The 19,380-nt window shown below is 68.3% G+C and carries 20 protein-coding genes; 14 read left to right on the top strand and 6 right to left on the bottom strand.

From position 1 onward, the window contains the following. The first annotated feature begins 17 nt into the window (after window positions 1-17). The 3 genes from FDA38_RS37355 (at window position 18) to FDA38_RS37365 (ending at window position 2,457) form a co-directional block, all read left to right on the top strand. Window positions 18-575, top strand: coding sequence for a TetR/AcrR family transcriptional regulator (locus tag FDA38_RS37355; RefSeq protein WP_137258888.1), 558 nt, complete (start codon window positions 18-20; stop codon window positions 573-575). A 75-nt stretch (window positions 576-650) separates the two neighbouring features. Continuing rightward, on the top strand, window positions 651-1,184 hold the full coding sequence (locus FDA38_RS37360; protein ID WP_137258889.1) for a hypothetical protein: 534 nt from the start codon (window positions 651-653) through the stop codon (window positions 1,182-1,184). A 1-nt stretch (window position 1,185) separates the two neighbouring features. Beyond that, window positions 1,186-2,457 (top strand): APC family permease, encoded by a 1,272-nt coding sequence (locus tag FDA38_RS37365; RefSeq protein WP_137258890.1) that lies wholly within the window; start codon window positions 1,186-1,188, stop codon window positions 2,455-2,457. Here the strand turns inward: FDA38_RS37365 and FDA38_RS37370 are convergent. Both FDA38_RS37370 and FDA38_RS37375 read right to left on the bottom strand, forming a co-directional pair. Further along, entirely contained in the window at window positions 2,423-3,472 is a 1,050-nt protein-coding gene (locus FDA38_RS37370; RefSeq protein WP_137258891.1) for an ABC transporter permease, read from the bottom strand. The genes FDA38_RS37365 and FDA38_RS37370 overlap by 35 nt on opposite strands. Then, window positions 3,469-4,347 (bottom strand): ABC transporter ATP-binding protein, encoded by an 879-nt coding sequence (locus FDA38_RS37375; RefSeq protein WP_137258892.1) that lies wholly within the window; start codon window positions 4,345-4,347, stop codon window positions 3,469-3,471. Before FDA38_RS37375 ends, FDA38_RS37370 begins: the two co-directional genes overlap by 4 nt. A 65-nt stretch (window positions 4,348-4,412) precedes the next feature. Here FDA38_RS37375 and FDA38_RS37380 point away from each other — a divergent pair, with 65 nt between their 5' ends. Beyond that, entirely contained in the window at window positions 4,413-5,627 is a 1,215-nt protein-coding gene (locus FDA38_RS37380) for an RNA-guided endonuclease InsQ/TnpB family protein (protein ID WP_233715160.1), read from the top strand. Between the two features lie 37 nt (window positions 5,628-5,664). Here FDA38_RS37380 and FDA38_RS37385 read toward each other — a convergent pair whose 3' ends face one another. After that, window positions 5,665-6,057, bottom strand: a complete 393-nt coding sequence (locus FDA38_RS37385) for a GntR family transcriptional regulator (RefSeq protein WP_202878018.1) — start codon at window positions 6,055-6,057, stop codon at window positions 5,665-5,667. A 73-nt stretch (window positions 6,058-6,130) separates the two neighbouring features. Further along, complete coding sequence (locus FDA38_RS37390; RefSeq protein WP_325053135.1) at window positions 6,131-7,441, bottom strand: cryptochrome/photolyase family protein; 1,311 nt, start codon at window positions 7,439-7,441, stop codon at window positions 6,131-6,133. A gap of 52 nt (window positions 7,442-7,493) precedes the next feature. On the opposite strand from FDA38_RS37390, the gene FDA38_RS37395 reads away from it, so the two are divergent. The 10 genes from FDA38_RS37395 (at window position 7,494) to FDA38_RS37440 (ending at window position 15,167) form a co-directional block, all read left to right on the top strand. After that, window positions 7,494-8,207 carry a metal-dependent transcriptional regulator gene (locus tag FDA38_RS37395; RefSeq protein WP_137259116.1) on the top strand — a complete coding sequence of 238 codons (714 nt, stop codon included), beginning with the start codon at window positions 7,494-7,496 and terminating at the stop codon, window positions 8,205-8,207. A 75-nt stretch (window positions 8,208-8,282) separates the two neighbouring features. Next, window positions 8,283-9,062 carry a class I SAM-dependent methyltransferase gene (locus tag FDA38_RS37400; RefSeq protein ID WP_137258894.1) on the top strand — a complete coding sequence of 260 codons (780 nt, stop codon included), beginning with the start codon at window positions 8,283-8,285 and terminating at the stop codon, window positions 9,060-9,062. A 43-nt stretch (window positions 9,063-9,105) separates the two neighbouring features. Beyond that, entirely contained in the window at window positions 9,106-10,476 is a 1,371-nt protein-coding gene (gene pabB / locus FDA38_RS37405; RefSeq protein WP_137258895.1) for an aminodeoxychorismate synthase component I, read from the top strand. A 12-nt stretch (window positions 10,477-10,488) separates the two neighbouring features. Next, complete coding sequence (locus FDA38_RS37410) at window positions 10,489-11,187, top strand: aminotransferase class IV (RefSeq protein WP_137258896.1); 699 nt, start codon at window positions 10,489-10,491, stop codon at window positions 11,185-11,187. Between the two features lie 67 nt (window positions 11,188-11,254). Next, on the top strand, window positions 11,255-12,160 hold the full coding sequence (locus FDA38_RS37415; RefSeq protein WP_137258897.1) for an SPFH domain-containing protein: 906 nt from the start codon (window positions 11,255-11,257) through the stop codon (window positions 12,158-12,160). A gap of 13 nt (window positions 12,161-12,173) precedes the next feature. After that, window positions 12,174-12,392, top strand: coding sequence for a hypothetical protein (locus FDA38_RS37420; protein ID WP_137258898.1), 219 nt, complete (start codon window positions 12,174-12,176; stop codon window positions 12,390-12,392). Beyond that, the gene (locus FDA38_RS37425) at window positions 12,376-13,095 is read left to right on the top strand and encodes a GOLPH3/VPS74 family protein (protein WP_137258899.1); all 720 of its coding nucleotides are present in this window, start codon (window positions 12,376-12,378) and stop codon (window positions 13,093-13,095) included. The genes FDA38_RS37420 and FDA38_RS37425 overlap by 17 nt, the downstream gene beginning before the upstream one ends. Window positions 13,096-13,153: 58 nt before the next feature. Further along, on the top strand, window positions 13,154-13,513 hold the full coding sequence (locus FDA38_RS37430) for a GntR family transcriptional regulator (protein ID WP_137258900.1): 360 nt from the start codon (window positions 13,154-13,156) through the stop codon (window positions 13,511-13,513). Next, on the top strand, window positions 13,513-14,409 hold the full coding sequence (locus FDA38_RS37435; protein ID WP_137258901.1) for an ATP-binding cassette domain-containing protein: 897 nt from the start codon (window positions 13,513-13,515) through the stop codon (window positions 14,407-14,409). Before FDA38_RS37430 ends, FDA38_RS37435 begins: the two co-directional genes overlap by 1 nt. Continuing rightward, the gene (locus tag FDA38_RS37440) at window positions 14,406-15,167 is read left to right on the top strand and encodes a hypothetical protein (protein ID WP_137258902.1); all 762 of its coding nucleotides are present in this window, start codon (window positions 14,406-14,408) and stop codon (window positions 15,165-15,167) included. Before FDA38_RS37435 ends, FDA38_RS37440 begins: the two co-directional genes overlap by 4 nt. Window positions 15,168-15,557: 390 nt before the next feature. Here FDA38_RS37440 and FDA38_RS37445 read toward each other — a convergent pair whose 3' ends face one another. Together FDA38_RS37445 and FDA38_RS37450 are read right to left on the bottom strand one after the other, a co-directional pair. Further along, on the bottom strand, window positions 15,558-18,287 hold the full coding sequence (locus FDA38_RS37445; protein ID WP_233715161.1) for a glucosidase family protein: 2,730 nt from the start codon (window positions 18,285-18,287) through the stop codon (window positions 15,558-15,560). Between the two features lie 46 nt (window positions 18,288-18,333). Beyond that, window positions 18,334-19,338: a LacI family DNA-binding transcriptional regulator gene (locus tag FDA38_RS37450; protein ID WP_137258903.1), complete on the bottom strand. Its 1,005-nt coding sequence runs from the start codon at window positions 19,336-19,338 to the stop codon at window positions 18,334-18,336. Window positions 19,339-19,380 lie beyond the last annotated feature (42 nt).

Consider the following 19,380-nt stretch of genomic DNA (forward strand, 5'->3'; position numbering starts at 1 on the left):
AGAGTGAGGGGTCGCGGATGACCGTGGCGGTGGACGAGACGCTACGCACGGCCGCCATCGCCGTACTGGCCGAGTACGGCTGGGCCGGCGTGACGCTGGAGCGGGTCGCGGAGAAGGTCGGCCGGTCCCGGGTCACGCTCTGGCGGCAGGGACTGACCGTCGAGGCGCTGCTGAACTCGCTGCTGGACGCCCTGGCCGACGACTACCGGGACACGATGTGGCCGGTGCTGGCCGGTTCCGGGACCGGTCGCGAGGGCCTGATCCGCGCGATCGAGGCGCTGTTCGACGTGATCGACCGGCATCTGCCGCTGATGTTGTCGTCGGACCTGGTGTTCCACCAGGAGCAGGCGCGCAACGGGCCGGTCTCGTTCCTCGATCCGTTCGAGCGGTTCCTCCGCGACGGCGAGGCGGACGGCACGCTGCACCCGCACGGCCGGGTCAGCGACGTGGCCGAGGTGCTGATGGTCTCGGCCGCCTTCACCTATGTGCACATGCGCGGCCGGCACCACTGGTCGCGGTCGAGGGCCCGGCGCCTGACCCTCGACCTGGTACTCCGCGGCGTGCTGGAAGCGTGAAACATGACTGTTGCGAGAAATGCAACGAGCGTGTTTCACTGACGGCATCATCAGCTTCTCCTGGAGGAGACCGCCATGACACTGCCGTACGCCGAACCGCTGGTCCGCCGCGAGCTGCAGCCCCGGGTGATTCCCGAACCGTTGCGGGTCGGCGAGCCGGGTGGGGATCCCTGTGGTCTGTGCAGCTGGTTGTCCGGCCTGGACGACACCGCTCGGGACGCCGAGGACAAACCGCTCTGGTATGACGCCGACTGGGCGCTCTGCCGGGCGACCGGGGTCACCATCCCCGGCGTGGTCTGGCTGACCAGCCGCGCTCACCACGACTCGTTCGCCGATCTACCGGATGCCCTGGCGCGCAGCTACGGGCCGATGATCGCCCGGGTCGAGCGGGCCATTCTCGCGCTCGGCGACATCGCCAGGGTGCACGTCTATCGCTGGGGCGACGGCTCCGCCCACTTCCACGTGTGGTTCTACCCGCGGCCGCTGGGCATGCTCGAGGCCAAGCGCGAGATGCTGCCCTTGTGGGCGGAGGTGCTGCCGGAAGCTCCGAAGGAGGTCGTCGCCGATGCCGAGGACAAGATCGCGGCGGCGTTGGCGGCGGACAGCTGACATGAGCGCATCCCAGCCGGAGCACGCGAAGCAGCCGGACGAGCCGAGGCTCGCCCGGCGGCTCGGGCTGGGCGATGCGGTGGTGATCGGGCTGGGCTCGATGGTTGGTGCCGGAGTGTTCGCGGTCTGGTCGCCGGCCGCGCACGCCGCCGGCTCGTGGTTGCTGCTCGGCCTGGGGATCGCGGCTGTTGTTGCTTATTGCAACGCGGCCTCCTCTGCGCAGTTGGCCGCGGTCTACCCGGTCTCGGGCGGCACGTACGTCTACGGTCGCGAACGCCTGGGGGAGTGGTGGGGATTCGCCGCGGGCTGGTGCTTCGTGATCGGGAAGACAGCGTCATGTGCTGCGATGGCGCTGACCTTCGCTACCTATTTCGTCCCCGACGAATGGCTGCAACGTCTGCTGGCACTCGCAGCGGTTCTGATACTTGCCGCCGTCAACTACCGCGGTGTGACCAGGACGGCCCGTTTGACCAGGATCCTCGTGACCTGCACCCTCGTCGTACTCGCCCTCGTCCTCGTCCTGCTCTTCACTGGCGAGCCCCACCACCACACATCCACGCCCACCTCGGCATACGGCGTGCTGCAATCGGCCGGCCTGCTGTTCTTCGCCTTCGCCGGCTATGCGCGCATCGCGACCATGGGCGAGGAGGTTCGCGAGCCCGCCATAACCATCCCGCGAGCGATCACCGCGGCCGTGATCATTGCCATCGGCATCTACCTGCTCGTCGCCGTCGCGTTGCTACGGACCGGCGACCCCGCGTCGACCACGGCGCCCCTCGCGTCCGCGGTCGACGGGGTCGGTGCGGCCTGGGCGACACCGATCGTCCGGATCGGTGCCGCGCTCGCCAGCCTCGGCGCCCTGCTCGCCTTGATCGCCGGCGTCGGCCGCACCACGCTCGCCATGGCCCGAAACCAGGACCTCCCGGCCTGGCTGGCCGCCGTACATCCCCGCTACCAGGTCCCGCACCACGCGGAGCTGGCGCTCGCCGCGGTCGTCGGCGTACTGGTGCTCACCACCGATCTGCGGGGCGTGATCGGCTTCTCGTCGTTCGGCGTCCTGCTGTACTACGCGATCGCGAACGCCTCCGCCTTCACCCAACCGGCCGATCAGCGTCGTTGGCCCCGCGCCGTCAACGTGATCGGCCTGATCGGTTGCGTCATACTCGCGGTCACCCTCCCGTGGACGTCCGCGGTCGTGGCTGCCGCCCTGCTGGCGGCAGCCCTTCTCGTACGTCGGTTCAGGACAGGTCGCGCCGGATCCGCCAGAAGCTGAACCCGACCAGCGCGAACGCTGCGAGCATGAACAACCCGAACTCCCGCCACTGCAGATCCCAGAACTTGTCAGCGGTGAAGTAGCGCACGTGCTGGCGGTACCCCTCGTCGGCGAGCCGCTGGAAACACGCGGCCTCGTCCGGCGTGTTGGTCGGCTGCTGCTTGAGCCCCGGCGGCGGCGCGGGCGCACAGGCCATGGTCCAGTCGGGCAACGTGCTCAATGCCTTGCCGGACTTGTCCACGGTGTTGTCGGACAACTTCCACGCGCCGATCGCGCCGGTCGTGACTTCCATTTCCTTCACATGCTGGTTCGGCCCGTCACCGCTGATCCCGAAGCCGCGGATGTTGTCCGCGGTTGCCACGACGTACTTGTCCGTCGGCGTGAGCAGGTGCGGCCGGATGAAGTGCGGCGTGAGGATCTGCACGAGGATCACCACGGCCAGCGTGACCGCGAGAGCGACGAGGGTACGACGTACCACCAGTCCCACCGCGACCCCGAGAGCGAACGCGAACGCGGCGTACCCCACGGGGACGAGACCGCGGGCGGAGAACGTCGACGGGAACATCCGCGGCAGGTACGTGTTCGAGTCCTGGCCTGCGTTGATCGCGTCGTCGATCGGGTCCGCCCACCACGTCACCGCGAGGCTGAGCAGGCCGGTGATCCCGATCGCGGTGAGACCGGTGACTCCGAGCTTGGTCGCGAGCCAGCGCCGGCGCGAGATGCTCTGGCTCCACACCAGCCGATGGGTACCCGTCTCCAGCTCGCGGGCGATCATCGGTGCGCCCCAGAACGCGCCGATGACCGGCGGAACGGCGTACAGCAGGACCTGGCCGATGATGTAGAGCAGCGGGTTGAGGCGCTCGAAGGCGAGGTTGCTGATGAACTTGTCGGTCAGGCGGTGGTAGTCGTCCAGCAGGTTCGGCCCGGTCACGGCGAAGAAGATCGCGGCCGCGAGGATCACCGACGCGACCACCAGGAACTGCACGCGGAACTGTCGCCAGGTCAGCCAGATCATCGCTGCACCTCCAGGACTGGGCGCTCCGGCTGGACGTCGCGACCCATGTAGGCCAGCACGAGATCCTCGAGCGTGAGTTGGGTGACCGTCCAGGCCGGATCGTGGATCGGCTGGTCGGTCCGGATCAGGTACGTCGACTGCCGGTCGGTGTGGCTCGCCGTCACGACGAACTGGTCCCGCGGCATGTCCTTCGGATCGCGGCGCGGACCGGTCAGCCGGTAATGCGTCGCCAGCAGGGTGTCGATCTCGCCGTTGACCTGCACGCGGGAGTCGACGAGCACGATCACGTAGTCGCAGGCCCGCTCGACGTCGGAGACCAGATGCGAGGACAGTACGACGCTGAGCTCCTGCTCCGCGACCGCCTCCATCAGGTCCTGCAAGAACTCCCGCCGAGCCAGCGGATCGAGCGCCGCGACGGGTTCGTCGAGGATCAGCAGATCCGGTCGTTTCGCCAGCCCGAGCGTCAGCGCGAGCTGTGCACGCTGACCACCGGACAACTTCCCCGCCCGCTGCTTCGGATCGAGCTTCAGATGCTGGATCCGCTGCTGCGCAAGGGATTCGTCCCACGCCGGGTTGAGCCGCCGCCCGAGCCGCAGATGGTCCGCAATACTCAACCGCGCGTACGTAGGCGTGTCCTGCGCAACATACCCAACCTTCGCCTGCTGCGACCCCGCCGGCGCCCCCAGCACCTCCACCGTCCCCGCACTGGGCGACAACATCCCCACCGCCAGATTCAGCAAGGTGCTCTTACCGGCCCCATTAGGCCCGACCAGCCCGACCACATGCCCAGCCGGAACCTCCAAATCACAATCGGTCAGCGCCCAGCGCCGCCCATACTTCTTCCCCAACCCCTGAGCCTGCAGAACTGTGTTCATCGGATCGATGGCGTGGTCCTACTGCTGACAGCGGGACTGGGACGCCATCTCCCTCCCTTCAGAAAATGTCGGAGGCGACTGATTACGTCGTTCAGGTGTCGCGTTACCGCCTCGCACCGACCGGTGCTCAAGCTGAAGGACTGCTTGAGCAGTGCAGTCATGCGAGGTTCGTTTGGAATCTGGCGCTCGAGCAATGGTCGATGTGGCGGCCAGGACGTCGGTTGTCCGCTCCCGGCCTCGTTGTTCAGATGCGGCAACTGACCGAAGCTCGGAGACAGCACGACTGGCTGCGTGCGGGTTCTCAGACCGTGCAGCAACAGGCGTTGCGGGACTTCGATCATGCAGTGAAGGCGTTTTTCACCGGCGCCCGCCGACGTCCGACCTGGCGGAAGGCCGGTCGGCGCGAAGGTTTTCGAGTCGTCGGCAGTCAGGCCGGTCGTGTTGAGCGCCTGTCGCGCAAGTGGGCGAAGGTTCTGGTTCCGAAGGTCGGTTGGATCAGATTCCGGCTGTCCAGGACATTGCCGGCGGCGAGGTCGTACCGAATCACCCGGGATGCAGCCTCCAGGTGGCACATTGCGTTCGCGGCGAGGCCGGAGCCGATCCTTGCACCCGGCAACGGTCGGGTCGTCGGAGTAGATCGAGGCGTGGCCGTGTCCGCTGCTTTGTCGACCGGCCAGCTCCTCGTCTGTCCGGCGCCCCGGCCGGCTGAGCGGAAGCGCCTTCGTCGATTGCAGCGTCGACTCGCGCGAGCCAGTCCTGGCTCGAATCGCCGGATCCGCACCAAGGCGGCCATCGCCAAACTGAAGGCCCGGGAGACAGACCGGCGGAAGGACTGGGTCGAGCAGGTCTCGACAGACCTCGCCCGGCGCTTCGATGTGATCCGCGTCGAGGACCTGGACATTCGGAGCATGACTCGGTCGGCCGGCGGAACGACTGTCGCCCCGGGCAAGAACGTTCGGCAGAAGGCGGGCCTCAACCGAGCCATCCTCGCGAATGGTTGGGGACGGCTTGTCGAGCGACTGGAGCAGAAGGCTGTGGGCCGGGTGCAGAAGGTCGCCGCGGCTTACACCTCCCAAACCTGTTCGCGGTGTGGAACCAGGGACAGGAAGGCACGCGAGAGCCAAGCGACCTTCCGGTGCCGTGCATGCGGCTACACCGCGAATGCGGACGTGAATGCAGCTATCAACATCGCGGCAGGGCGTGCCGTGACCGCGCGTGGAGCCGAGCGGGTTTTGCCGGCAATGAAGCGCGAACCTCAACTCTCTACCTCCTCCCCGTAGATGGTTGGAATCCCTGTCTTCCGAGACGGGGAGGGCGTCAAGCTATGTCCTCCTGAGCGGCGGACCGAAAGGTTGTCAGGAAGAGGGCCTCGATGCTTTCGTCGTCGAGGCCGGCTTTGCGGGCCTTGGCCAGCCAGCGGCGGAGGTCCTGTTTGAGGGGGCCGTGGGCGGCGAGGGTGTTGTCGGTGAGGGTGCGGGTGACGAACGTGCCGCGCCCGGGCCGGGCCTGGACCAGGCCTTCGTGCTCGAGTTCGCGGTACGCCTTGAGCACTGTGTTCGGGTTGATTGCCAGCGACGCCACCACGTCCTTCACGGTCGGCAGCTGGTCACCCTCCCGCAGCAGTCCGAGCCGTAAGGCGTTGCGGACCTGCTGAACGATCTGCTGGTACGGCGAGACCCCCGACCGGCCGTCCAGATGGAACTCGATCATCCATAACCCCATTCATCTAGGTAACTAGCACTATAGGGGTATGGCGCGACCGCTCGTCAAGAGCGGGCAGCGATCAGCGGATGGCGGCGTACCGGCGGAGGGCCTCGGCGCGGGCCTCGCTGTGGTCGACGATCGGGGCCGGGTAGGCGTCGGCGCCGTACCTCCAGGGCTCGTGCGCCGCCTTGCCGTCGAGGTGCCGCAGCTCGGGCACCCAGCGCCGGATGTACTCACCGTCGGGGTCGAACTTCTGCCCCTGGCTGACCGGGTTGAAGATCCGGAAGTACGGCGCCGCGTCCGCCCCGCAGCCGGCCACCCACTGCCAGTTCAGCGAGTTCGACGCGAGATCGCCGTCGCGCAGCGACCGCATGAACCAGCGTGCGCCGAACCGCCAATGCACGTGCAGATCCTTGACCAGGAACGACGCGACGACCATCCGCACCCGGTTGTGGACGAACCCGGTCTCGGCCAGCTGCCGCATCCCGGCGTCGACGAGCGGGAACCCGGTCCGCCCCGCGCACCACGCCTCGAACAGCTCGCCCGGTTCCTCGTACTGCATCTTGTCGAACTCCGGACGCAGCGGCTTCCACGCGGCCTGCGGGTTGCGCGCCAGCAGGTCCGCGCAGAACTCACGCCACGCCAGCTCGCGCCGGTACGCCTCCGCGCCGACGCTGCGCCTGCGGGCCAGATCGGCGAGCATCGTCCGCGGGTGGATCTCGCCGTACTTCAACGGGACCGACATCCGCGACGTGCTGTCGAGATCGGGCCGATCGCGCTCGTCGTCGTACGCCGCGACGTCCTCGAGGTACGCCTTCCAGTGCTCGAGCGCCGCCCGCTCGCCGGCCCCGTCACCCGACGACGGCAGTTCCTCGCCGGAAGACTTCACCCACGTCACGTCGGCCGGCGCCTCCACCGGCTGCCGCCACCCGTGCGCCAGCCATGCCTTGAAGTACGGCGTGAACACCTGGTACGACCGCCCCTGCTGGTTCAGCACCCGTCCCGGCGCCACGGCGTACGGCGATCCCGTCCGCCTCAGCGGACACTTCAATGAGGCTTCAACTTCTTGATCGCGCTGTTGTCCGTACGGCCCGTAGTCCGCGCTGATGTGCACACTCGCAGCCCCGACCTCGTCCGCCAGAGCGGGTACGACGGTTGCCGGATCACCACGCCGTACGACGAGCCGTCCGCCCATCGCCTCGGACAGGCTGCGCAGCGACGCCGCGAGGTGATCCCGTCGTGGATCGCCCGACCGGTCCCAGAGCAACGGATCCACCGCAAATACGCCCAGAACCCGGCCGTCACCCGCCGCAACCGCGTCGAGCAGGGCCGGATTGTCCGCCAACCGCAGGTCCCGGCGGAACCACATCACCGCTGTCATCGTGCTCATCATCCGCCAGTACCCAGCAGCGATTCGGTAAGGGTTGCCTCAATAGGTGAGAATGGTTGTCGTGAGCGAGCTGATCGATACCACCGAGATGTACCTGCGGACCGTCTACGAGCTGGAAGAAGAAGGCATCCTCCCTCTCCGGGCCCGGATTGCCGAGCGCCTGCACCAGTCCGGTCCTACGGTCAGTCAGACGGTTGCGCGGATGGAGCGCGACGGTCTGATCAAGGTGGAGGGCGATCGCCATCTGGAGCTCACCGACGTCGGCCGCAAGCAGGCGGTCCGGGTGATGCGCAAGCACCGCCTCGCGGAGCGTCTGCTGGTCGATGTGATCGGGCTCGAGTGGGAGGACGTGCACGCCGAGGCCTGCCGCTGGGAGCACGTGATGAGCGACGCGGTCGAGCTGCGGCTGCTGAAGATCCTCGACAACCCGACCGAGTCGCCGTACGGCAACCCGATCCCGGGGCTGGAGGAGCTGCAGACCAGCGGTATCGCGAGCGGGATCGAGGACTTCCGGATCGGGGTCGAGCCGCTGGACCAGGTCCTCGACCAGTCCACCGGCGAGAGTGTGCGGGTGCTCGTCCGCCGGATCGCCGAGCCGGTGCAGACCGACGACGGCGCGATGGCCGTACTGCGGAAGGCCGGCGCCCTGCCCGGCCGCGAGGTCGACTCGATCATGGACGCCGACGGCGTACTGGTCGGCAGCCGTGAGGCGGGCGGTGTGATCAGCGACGAGACCGCCGGCCACATCTTCGTCAGCCGCGTTTGAGCATCGTCAAGGCTGTGTTAACGCTGCGCACCCGATGCGGTACGTCGGGTTGCCGACGGGTACCGTCATCCCGCAATGTCTGAGAACGCGATCGATTGGCCGCAGTACCTGCGGGAGTTCCACACCGCCACGCCCGGCAGCACGGAAGCGCTGCTGTCACGGGCAGTGGCCGGCGACCACACGCCGTACCGCTGGCTGGTCCGTGCCGTTTCCGGCGAGGCGCGCCGGGTGCTCGACCTCGCCTGCGGGAACGGGCCGGTGGCGCGTGAGCTGTACGGGCGCTGGGTAGTCGGCGTCGACAACAACCCGGCCCAGCTCGCCGGTGCGCCCGGTCCGAAGGTGCAGGCCGACGCGCTGCACCTGCCGTTCGCGAACGAGGTCTTCGACGTCGTCACCTGCTCGATGGGCCTGATGGTCCTCCAGCCGCTCCCTGACGTCCTCGCGGAGGCGGCCCGGGTACTGCGGCGGGGCGGCGTACTGGCGGCGATCGTGCCCGCCGTACGGCCGCTGCGGCGCGGGGACATCCGGACGCTGAGCGGTCTGACCACGCGGCTGCGGTCGACGCCCCAGTTCCCGGCCGGCGGCGAGATCACCGAGCTGAAGGACCAGCTCCATCACGCCGGGTTCGACGTGATGGAGAGCCAGCGCGAGCGGTACGTCTACATGATCCGCAGCCGCGACGACGCCGTGCGGCTGGTGAACGCGCTCTACCTCCCGGGTACGCCGGACGTCCGTCGCGACACCGCCGCCGGGTGGCTCGCGGATCGTGCCGAATCGAAGGACGGGCTCGAGGTCGCGATCCCGATCCGCCGCATCACCGCGATGCGCACCAAGGTCGCACTGACCATCTCCTGAATACCGGGCTCCGTTCGGGGCCCGCGGTCGGTACGGTGTGCTTGTGAGTGCGCTGCGCTGGTCCGTCCGGACGCTCGATCGAGCGCTCGACGGCGAGACGGTCTACCGCGAGCTGCTGGCCGCCGAACCGGTCGCGTACTGGCTCGACGGCAGTCTGACCGACCGCGCCCCGCGACGCGTCTCCGTGCTCGGTACGAGCGTCGGCGCCGAGGTCATCACCAGGGATGTTGCCGTCGGCGACGTCTTCGCCGAGCTCAACCAACTGCTCGCGGACCGGGCCGGGGAGCCGCCGGCTGAACTGGCCGGGCTCTTCTGCGGCGGCTACGTCGGGTACTTCGGTTACGAGCTGAAGGCGCTCACCGGCGGTCGGGCCGCGCACGAGTCGCCGACACCGGACGCACTCTGGATCTGGGCGAACCGGTTCGTCGTCATCGACCACGATCACGACCGGACCTATCTCGTCGCCGTCGACGAGCCCGGCGCCGGCGAGAGCTGGCTGGATCGTGCCGAGACAGCCGCCGCCGACTGGTGGATGGGCAGCGTCGACGCCCCGGCGATCGCCGCGCTCGACCTCGAGGCGCATCTCGAGCAGGACCGGGCGACGTACCTGGCCGGTATCGCGCGGGTGCTGGAGGAGCTGGAGGCCGGCCAGACGTACGAGGTCAATCTGACGAACCGGGTCCGGCTGCCGGCCGTGCAGGACCCGTTCGAGTTCTTCCGCTGGCAACGCTCGGCCAACCCGGCGCCGTACGCCGCCTTCCTCCGGTATGGCGACCTCGCTGTGGCGAGCTCGTCGCCGGAACGGTTCCTGACCGTGGACGCGGACGGCTGGGCCGAGTGCCGGCCGATCAAGGGGACCGCGCCGCGCGATCTCGACCCGGCCGAGGACCAGCTCGCGGCGAAGGCGCTGGCCGAGGACGACAAGACCCGGGCCGAGAACCTGATGATCGTCGACCTGATCCGCAACGACCTCGGCCGGGTGAGCGTGCCGGGGACCGTGACCGTGCCGCAGCTGATGCAGGTCGAGAGCTACCGGACCATGCACCAGCTGGTGACGACGGTCCGCGGCCGGTTGCGGGACGGGCTCACTGCGGTCGACGCGGTTCGCGCCTGCTTCCCCCCGGGGTCGATGACGGGTGCGCCGAAGATCCGCACGATGGAGATCATCGACGAGCTCGAATGGAGTGCCCGCGGGGTGTACTCCGGTGCGCTCGGCTACCTGTCCCTGGACGGGCGGGCGGACCTGAGTGTGGTGATCCGGACGGCGGTGCTGACTCCGGACGGGACCGTGATCGGGGCGGGGGGTGCGATCGTGCTGGATTCCGACCCGGTCGCGGAGTACGAAGAAATGGTGCTGAAAGCAACGGCAGCCGTAGGCCGGGCGGGCCGCGGGTACGGATCTTTCCGCGGATGAAGGGTGGGGGAGATGAGTGGTCTGCTGGTGGCGGATTCGTTCCTGGTTGCCAATGGCAAGGTCCGGGGACTGGAGCTGCACCGGGAACGGTTCGTCCGGTCGTGTGCCGCGGCGGGGGTCGCCGCGGAACGGTTCTGGGACGAGCAGGCCGGGCGGCTGCCCGGGTTCGGGCGGTGGTTCCCGCGGTTCGAGCTGCAGGCGTCGGGTGAGCTCGCCGTCCAGCTGCGGCCGGCGCCGCCGATCGGCGGGCGCGTGCGGGTCGCCGTCCACGAGGGGCCGGATCCGCGGACCGCGCCGCGGGTGAAGGGTCCGGATCTGGAGCTGCTCGGCAAGCTGAAGGAGTCGGCGCCTGATCGTGCCGACGAGATCCTGTTGCTCGACGCCGACGGGACCGTGCTCGAGGCGACGTACTCGGCTGTTGTCTGGTGGGACGACGAGACGCTCTGCTTCCCGCAGTCAGATCGGCCGCTGCTCGCTTCGGTGACAGCGCAGCTCCTGCGCCGGATCGCCGGCAGCCAGGGCGTCGAGATCTCCGAGCGAGCCGTCACTCCGCAGGACCTGCAGAACACGACCGAGGCGTGGCTGGTCAACGCGCTGCACGGCATCCGCCCGATCCACGCCTGGGGCGCCTCGGCGATCGATCCGCTGCCGAACTCCGTCTCCACCCTCTGGCAGTCCCACCTGGAGTCGCTGGCGGCCCGTCTGCCCTGATCGGAACCCACTTGTAAATGTGATATCATTTTGCTACCTTCGAGCTATTCGAGAAGGAGGCAATGTGATGGTGGATGTCGCGGTGGAGATGCCGGCCCCGAAGGTGACCGAGCGCGCCGGCCGGGATCTGAACGGTTGGCCGATGGCGCTGCTGGCGTTCGTGCTGCTGGTGGCAGGGGTGGCCGGTTTCATCATTGGCGCCACCCACGATCGGGGTGCGGAGGTCGTGCTCGCGATCGCGGTGTTCGTGGTCGGCCTGATCGTCGCCGCCGGGCTGACCCCGGTGTCGCCGGGCCGGGCGCGGGTCGTACAGATCCTCGGGCGGTACTCCGGGACCGTGCGGACCAACGGGCTGCGCTGGGTGAACCCGATCTCCTCGCGGCGTGAGGTCTCCACCCGGATCCGCAACCACGAGACGGCCGTTGCCAAGGTCAACGATGCCGACGGCAACCCGATCGAGATCGCCGCGGTGGTGGTCTGGCAGGTCGAGGACACCGCGCAGGCGATGTTCGAGGTGGACGACTTCGTCGAGTTCGTCGCGATCCAGACCGAGACCGCGGTCCGGCACATCGCCAACAGCTATCCGTACGACGTACATCCCGATGGCGAGGTGTTGTCGCTGCGGGACAGCACGGACGAGATCACCGAGAAGTTGTCGGCCGAGATCGGTGCTCGGGTGCACGCGGCCGGTGTGCATGTGATCGAGTCGCGGATCACCCACCTTGCGTATGCGCCGGAGATCGCCCAGGCGATGCTGCGGCGGCAGCAGGCGGGTGCCGTCGTCGCGGCCCGGCAGCGGATCGTTGAAGGTGCGGTCGGCATGGTCGAGCTGGCGCTGGACCGGCTGTCCGAGCACGAGGTGGTCGAGCTGGACGAGGAGCGGAAGGCGACGATGGTCAGCAACCTGCTGGTGGTGCTGTGCGGCGACCGTGACGCCCAGCCGGTGGTCAACGCCGGCTCGCTCTACCAGTGAGTGGTCGTCTGCCGTGGCTGTCGAACGCAAGAAGATCCTGCTCCGGCTGGATCCCGTGGTGCACGACGCGCTGGCCCGCTGGGCGGCCGACGACCTGCGCAGCACCAACGCCCAGATCGAGTTCCTGCTCCGCCGGGCCCTGGCCGACGCCGGCCGCCTCCCCGGCGGAGTAGGCAAACTCCGCCGCCCCGGCCGTCCTCCGAAGGAGGAAGACGATGACCAGAAGGAATGAAACGCTCGCCGGAGGTGGGCAGACGTTGCGACGTACGCCGCGGCCTGCCCGGAAGGTAGTTGCTCTAGGCAATCTCCAGACGCCGGACTCGTTGGCGGCCCGGATGTTCTTGCTGTGTTGCGATCCGGAGCGGGGGCGGCTGGGTGCGCGGTCGAAGATCGGGAAGGTGCTGCGGGCGGCGACGCTTGTGGACCTGCAGCTGGCGGGGAATGTGGTTGACGAGGGTGGGCGGGTGCGGGTGACGGCGGTGCCGGCTCCGCGGGATGTGGTGTCGGCCGGGGTGTTGGAGGAACTGCGGGCGGTGGGCCCGCGGCGGTGGCGGCACTGGATTGATCGGCGGGGCGGGGTGACCGTACGCCGGGTTCGCGACGAGCTCGAGCGGGCGCGGTTGATCAAGGTGGAGCCGCATCGGATTCTCGGGATCATCCCGGCGGATCGCATCACGGTCCGGCACCCGCTGATGCGGCGGCAGCTGCTCCAGGCCGCCCATGACACGCTGCGCGCCTCGCGGCTGGTGTCGCGGGTGGACCTGCGCGACGCCTCGATCGTCGTACTCGCGTCCACCGCGGACCTGCGCACGATCGTCAGCAAGGAGCAGCGGATCCGGCACAAGGACCGCCTGGCGCAGCTCGCGGTGCGCGTCGGTCCCGTCGTACCGGCGCTGAAGAAGGCGATCCAGCAGGGGCAATCCGCCGGCGGGTGACCCCGGGGGGTGCTATGGTTCGTTACTCAAGTAACTAACCAAGGAAGGGGGTGGGGTTGTGTTCGACGACCGGAGTCCGATCTATCTGCAGATCGCGGACCAGATCAAGAACGACATCGTGACCGGCGCGCTGGCCGAGGACGAGCAGGTGATGTCGACCAACCAGTACGCCGCCTTCTACCGGATCAACCCGGCCACCGCGGCCAAAGGTTTCGCGCAGCTGGTCGACGAGGGCGTGCTGTACAAGAAGCGCGGTATCGGGATGTTCGTCTCCCCGAACGCCCGCGACCTGCTCCGCACCGGCCGCCGCGACTCGTTCTTCGCCGACGTCGTCGACCCGATGATCCGCGAGGCCAAAGCGATCGGCATCCCCTTGAAAGACATCCTCCAGCACATCCGCACGTACGGAGACGCCTGATGACCACCGCCCTGACCGTCAGGACCGAGAACCTCTCGGTCCGGTTCGCCGGCGTGCCGGCGCTGGACCGGCTCGATCTGCGGCTGGCGCCCGGCAAGATCCACGGGCTGCTCGGCCGCAACGGATCCGGGAAGAGCACGCTCGCCGCGGTCCTGGCCGGATTCCGGCGGCCTGACGAGGGTCGCGTCCTGATCGAGGGCGGCGACCTCGGTACGGCGCAGGAGCCGTACGAGAACGCCGTCGTCACCAGCCGGCTCTGCCTGATCCGCGAATCCGGCGACCGGCCCGACGCAGTACCAGTCAAACAAGCGATCAGTCTCGCGGCCGCGCTCCGGCCGTACTGGGATGCCGAGCTCGCCGGCGACCTATTGGACCGCTTCGAAGTGCCGCTGAACAAGAAGATCCAGAAGCTCTCCCGCGGTAAGAAGTCCGCGCTCGGCGTCGTCCTCGGGCTCGCCAGCCGCGCTCCGCTGACGATCTTCGACGAGAGCTACCTCGGCATGGACGTCCCGTCGCGGAACCTGTTCTACGACGCCCTGCTCGCCGACTACACCGAAGTACCGCGCACGTTCGTGCTGTCGACCCACCTGGTCAGCGAGGTCAGCGCGATGCTCGAGGAGGTCGTCATCCTCGACAACGGCCGCCTCGTCACGCAGTCACCGGTGGACTCGTTGCGCGGCCGCGGCGCCTCGATCGTCGGACCGGCCGCGGCCGTGGACAAGTTCACCGTCGGCTTCACCGTGCTCGCGGAGGAGCGGCTCGGCGGCACCAAGTCCACGACGGTTCTCGGCGACCTCGATCCGGCGCTGCTGGCGGACGCGGCTGCCGCCGGTCTGGAGATCGGTCCGGTCGGCCTGCAGGATCTCTTCGTCCATCTGACAGGAGCCCGCTCATGACCACCACGGCCGAGGCGACGCTTCCGCGCGAGGCCACCGACTGGCGCCGGTTGAAGACGGTGTTGTTGTCGATGACCGTCGGTCTGCGCCAGATGCTCGTCGGCTACTGGATCGTGATGCTCGTTGCGTTCTTGGCGATCGGGCTCGTCATCCAGCTCGTGACCAGCGGCGTCACCAGCAGCATGTGGGACTACGGCACCCAGTCGCCGAAGTACTTCTCGCTGGCGATCGGCGTGACACTCACCCCGGCGTACCTGGTGCTGCTGGTCGCGCATGGTGTCACCCGGCGGATGTATGCGGTTGCCTCAGGCATCTACCTGACCGGCGCCGCGGCAGCCACCTCGATCGTCTGGGTGCTGGCCTACCAGATCGAGCACTTGATCTACGCATGGCAGGGCTGGCCCGACAAGTTGAACAACCCGCACCTGTTCACCAGCACCTCGCAGGTCGGCCTGGTGTTCGCCGAGTTCTTCCTGCTGATCCTGTCCCATGAGGTGACGGGTTGGTTGCTCGGCATCACCTTCGTTCGCTTCGGCGTCTGGCGCGGTCTGCTGATGCTGCCGCTGGCGTTGATCCCGGCGGTGGCGGCCGAGTTCCTGCTCGTCGCGCAATGGCTCGCCGACATCCTCACCAACGCCGGGTATCACCGGCCACCGCTCGCCGTCGCCGTACCGTCGGTGCTCGCGGTCAGCGCGCTCGGTGTGTATGCCGGGTATCGCATTCTGCAACCGATGGCGCTCAAACCCGCTAAGGGCTAAGACACGTTATGCACAGGGGGTGTGTATAACCGGGACAGTTTCTGTGGATGGTTGCGCGATCACTGTGGACGACCAAAACTGTTGCCAGGAAAGGCTTGTGCGACCCCCGTTCAAGAGCGTAGAAATGTCGACACGCCGCTTCGGACTGGAGTGGCGGGTCGATCGGAAACCGAGGGCCCTAGCGGTGGGGATCCCCACCGAGGTAGACCGGTGACGGGGTCTGCCGGCCTCCACGGACCCGTATCGGGAAGCTGGAGACGTCACCTTCCTTCAGCTGGTGCGGGCCCCTCCGACTCATACTCGGAGGGGCTCGCCTTCTTGAACTCACCAGTGCAGAAAACAGAACCCCGAGGTCGCGAACGACCTCGGGGTTCTGTGCAGGGATCTCTCTCAGCGGAGTGTGATTCTCAGTTCGGTGTGAGAGCCCTTCGCCGGCACCTGGACCTCGGTCCCGCGCGTGGTGGTGACGAGCTTGTACTGCGCCGCGTGGCCGTCGACCGACACGCTCTTCACCTTCGCCCCGGACGGCAGTACGGCGCCGACCGTGAGCGTCGCGCCGACGCCCTTCGCGGTCACGTCGGTCGACAACGCCTTACCTGTAAGGCGTGCGGAGACATCGACCGAGCCGCGGCCGACCCGGATGTTGCTACCGGCCACCTTCTGCTGGCCCTGCGGCAGCTGCGGTACGACGGCGATCCGGCCGTGCCCGAGGTCGGGGTCGACGCCGAGCTGCTGGTGGATCACCGGCCAGAGGATGCCGTACGCACCCCAGGCCTGCAGCGCCATCGAGCGGTCGTAGAACGGCCGGCCGATGTTCGCCGCCGAGTCCGGTGACGGGGCGATCTCCGGCATCGCGCCGGGGGTCTCCCAGACCGACGGGTCGAGCTGGATCCGGGCGTTACCGGTGGTGTACGCCTGCTGCTGCTTGGCGCCCAACCGGCCGAAGTTGCCTTCCGCAACGGCCATGATCGACGTGTTCAGACCGAAGATGCTGCGCTCGCTCTTCACCTGCGACACGACCGGGTCGCACGTCGCGCCGGGGTTGCCGGCCGGGTCCGACGTCGCGCCGGTGCCGGTGTGGAACAGGCCGAATTCGCCTGTGTAGCAAGCCGTTTCGCGCTGGTCGAGCGCCGTGTTCGCGTTGGCGGTCGAGGCGAGCGGTGAGGCCGGCTTGCCCGGGTGGTTCAGTACCGCTTCCATCGGCGTGACGCCGATCCAGTGCCGCTGGAAGATCGGCGTGTTGTCGTTCGCCGGGTTGGCCGGGTCGTCGATCGAGTCGGCGTACCCCATCGCCTGCGGTACCCACCACTGTGCCTCGAAGCGGGACTCGAGGTCGTTCGCGCGGGTAGTCGCCCACTGCTGCACCTTCGTGTCGTGCTTCGACGCGGCGAGGTCGGCGAGGTCGGTCAGACCGCGGATCAGGTAGACGGTGTTGTCGAGCTTCTCCACACCCATCCCGGTGCGCTCGACGTTGCCGAGCCCCTCCGGCCAGCCGTCGCCGTCCTTGTCCAGTTCGCGGTACACGTACTGAAGGTTCCGCACGCTGAAGTCGTACATGTCGTCGCGGAACTTGTTGTCACCCGTCCAGCGCCACAGCAGCGCAACGGTGCTGGGGAACTTCACCGTCTCGTCGGTGTTGCCCGCGCTCTGGTTCGAACCGAAGTACACCGAGCCGGTCGGGGTGACCTCGTGCGCGACCTTGCCGCTGCGGTTGTTCAGGATGTCGCTGACATCGCGCAGCGCCTTGAGGTGGGACTTGACGGTGTCGAACTGACCCGCTGCGACCGCGGCGAAGGCGGTGTACTCGCCGTCGGTCGCGAACAGCCAGGGGTAGTCCGGGAAGCCGGCGCCGAACCAGCGCGCGGTCTGCACCGTCCCGGCCGGTGCCGGGTAGTCCTTGCCCTCGTTGACGTCCCGGATCTGCAGGTTGTGCGCCTCCTGCACCGAGTCGGCGAGGTTCTGCTTGCTCCACTCGACGCTCTGCTGCAGCAGCCGGTCACCAGGAAGGTCCACTGCGGACTGCGCGTCGATCTGCTGCCGTAAGGCGGTCTTTGCCCGCAGCAACTTGTCCGGGTTGCTCAGCGCCTTGCCGTACTCGCGTGCGGCGGCCTGGCTGCCCTGGTCCGATCCGGCCACGGCGAACCAGATCGTCTTCTGCTGACCGGCCGACAGCTTCACGTCGTACGTGAGCCGGCCGCCGGTGCCCTTGCCGACGAGCGAGTCGTCGCAGCGGGCGGGCGTCGTACCGTCCTTCGGGCAGATCACCGCGGGGCTCTGCGGTCCGCGGTGGTCCGGGCCGAGCTGGTGATCCGTCGGACGCAGGGACGATCCGACGAACGCGGCGTAGTCGTGGGCGGTCGCGTTCGGGTACGACGGCGTGCCCTGCTCGCGGAACCGCAGCGCGCCGTTGGTGTAGTCGCCGGTGTCGGGCAGGTTGGCGTCGGCTGCGCCCGGGGTGGTCCAGTCCCACGGGTACGACTGCATCAGCTCGGAGTGCGCGTCGACGTCGAGCTTCACCGTCTTCGCCGTACTCGAGCTGAGCGTGAGGCCGACCAGCGTCGCGCGGACCCCGTCGGGGACGAAGTCGGTACGGCGTACGTTGACGGAACCGGAGTAGTCGATCCGGCTGTAGCCCTGGCCACTGGTGTACTTCGCGGCAGCGACGTCCTTGCCGAGCCAGTTACCGTCGAGCCCGAACCAGATCCCGTCGAGCAACTTGATCGGCTGCGACCAGAAGCCACCCATCTCACCACGGATGTGCCATCCGGTGGCGGGGTAGAGGCCGGTCTCATCACCCATCGCGTAGGCCCGATCGCCAACCACCAGCGACCGCCGATCAGCAAGCCGAGTCGTCTCGGAAAGCTCAGACGATCCAGCAGTTGTTGTCGTGGAGTTCGTGGTGGGGCCTGAGGCGGCGCCGGCCGAGCCGGTGGTGGACGGGCCCGCGAGGGCGGACGCCGTGCCGGCGAGCACGGTCGCGGCGGCGAGCAGCGCGATGCCCGCGGTGCGACGCACCGGGCGCCGCGTGGCGGCGCCGGACTGCCGGGCGGGTGGAGCGGACTGCGGGGTTGGTGGGGCGGAGCTGGTTTGTCTACTTCGGTTGGTCGGATCGGGAGTCATTGGCGGTTTCCTCCTTCTCGCGGCGCCGGGGGGACAGCGCCGGGGATCAGCCAGGGGCCGAGCTGCCCCTGATCACCAGTTCTGGCTGCAGTAAGCGTTCGGTCGGCGTACCGTCGGGCGCGCCGGTGAGGATCTCGATCAGTTCGCCGGCGATGTCATCCATCGGTTGCCGGAGGCTGGTCAGGCCGGGGGAGACGACGTCGGCCAGGGGTGAGTCGTCGAAGCCGGTGAGGCCGATCTCCCGGCCGGCGGTGATACCGCGACGGGTCAGCTCGCGCAGCGCGCCGAGCGCGAGAATGTCGCTCAGGGCAACAATCCCGTCGAGCTCCCGCCCGGCGTCGAGCAGCGCCGCGGTCGCGCGGGCGCCTTCGTCCAGGCTGTCCTCGCGGCACCGGATCGACAGCCCGGTGGTCTGCAGCCCGAGCTTCTTGCACTCGTCCCGCCAACCGCCGTACCTGTCCTCGGCGAGACCGGACGACTTGGGCCAGCCGATGAACGCGATCCGCCGCCGACCGGTCTCGTACAAATGCCGGACCGCCATCGCCGAACCAGCAGCACCGTCAACATCCACCCAAGGACCAGGCTGCGTGGTCTCCTTCCACACCCGCCCGAAGCTGACGAACGGGATGCCCTGCTCCTTCAGCCACGCATGCCGCGGGTCGTGCGTCTCGGTCTGCGACAGCACGAACCCGTCGACCAGCCGACGCGCGTGCAGATCGTCGTACGTCGGCATGCCGTCGACGCCGGGCGGTGCGGTGAACAGCAGGATGTGCCGGCCGGTGCGTTCGGCGGCGGCGCAGAGCGCGTGCAGGAACTGGTCCATGACGAGATGGGTCTGGTTCGGCCAGTTCGGGACGCAGTACCCGATCAGTTCGACCGCGCTGGTGCGCAGACTGCGGGCGTTACGATTGGGCCGGTAGTTGAGCAGTTCGATCGATTTGTTCACGCGTTCGAGGGTGTCCGGCCGGAGCCGGTGCGGGGCGTTGAGCGCGTTCGATACCGTCTGCACCGACACCTCGGCGTGGGCGGCGACCTGCTTGAGCGTAGCCACAGCGACCTCCCACGGACGTTTTGAACGTTAAAAACATCCGCA

It is taken from the genome of Kribbella jiaozuonensis, assembly GCF_005233875.1.
In the GTDB taxonomy this organism is placed as follows: domain Bacteria; phylum Actinomycetota; class Actinomycetes; order Propionibacteriales; family Kribbellaceae; genus Kribbella; species Kribbella jiaozuonensis.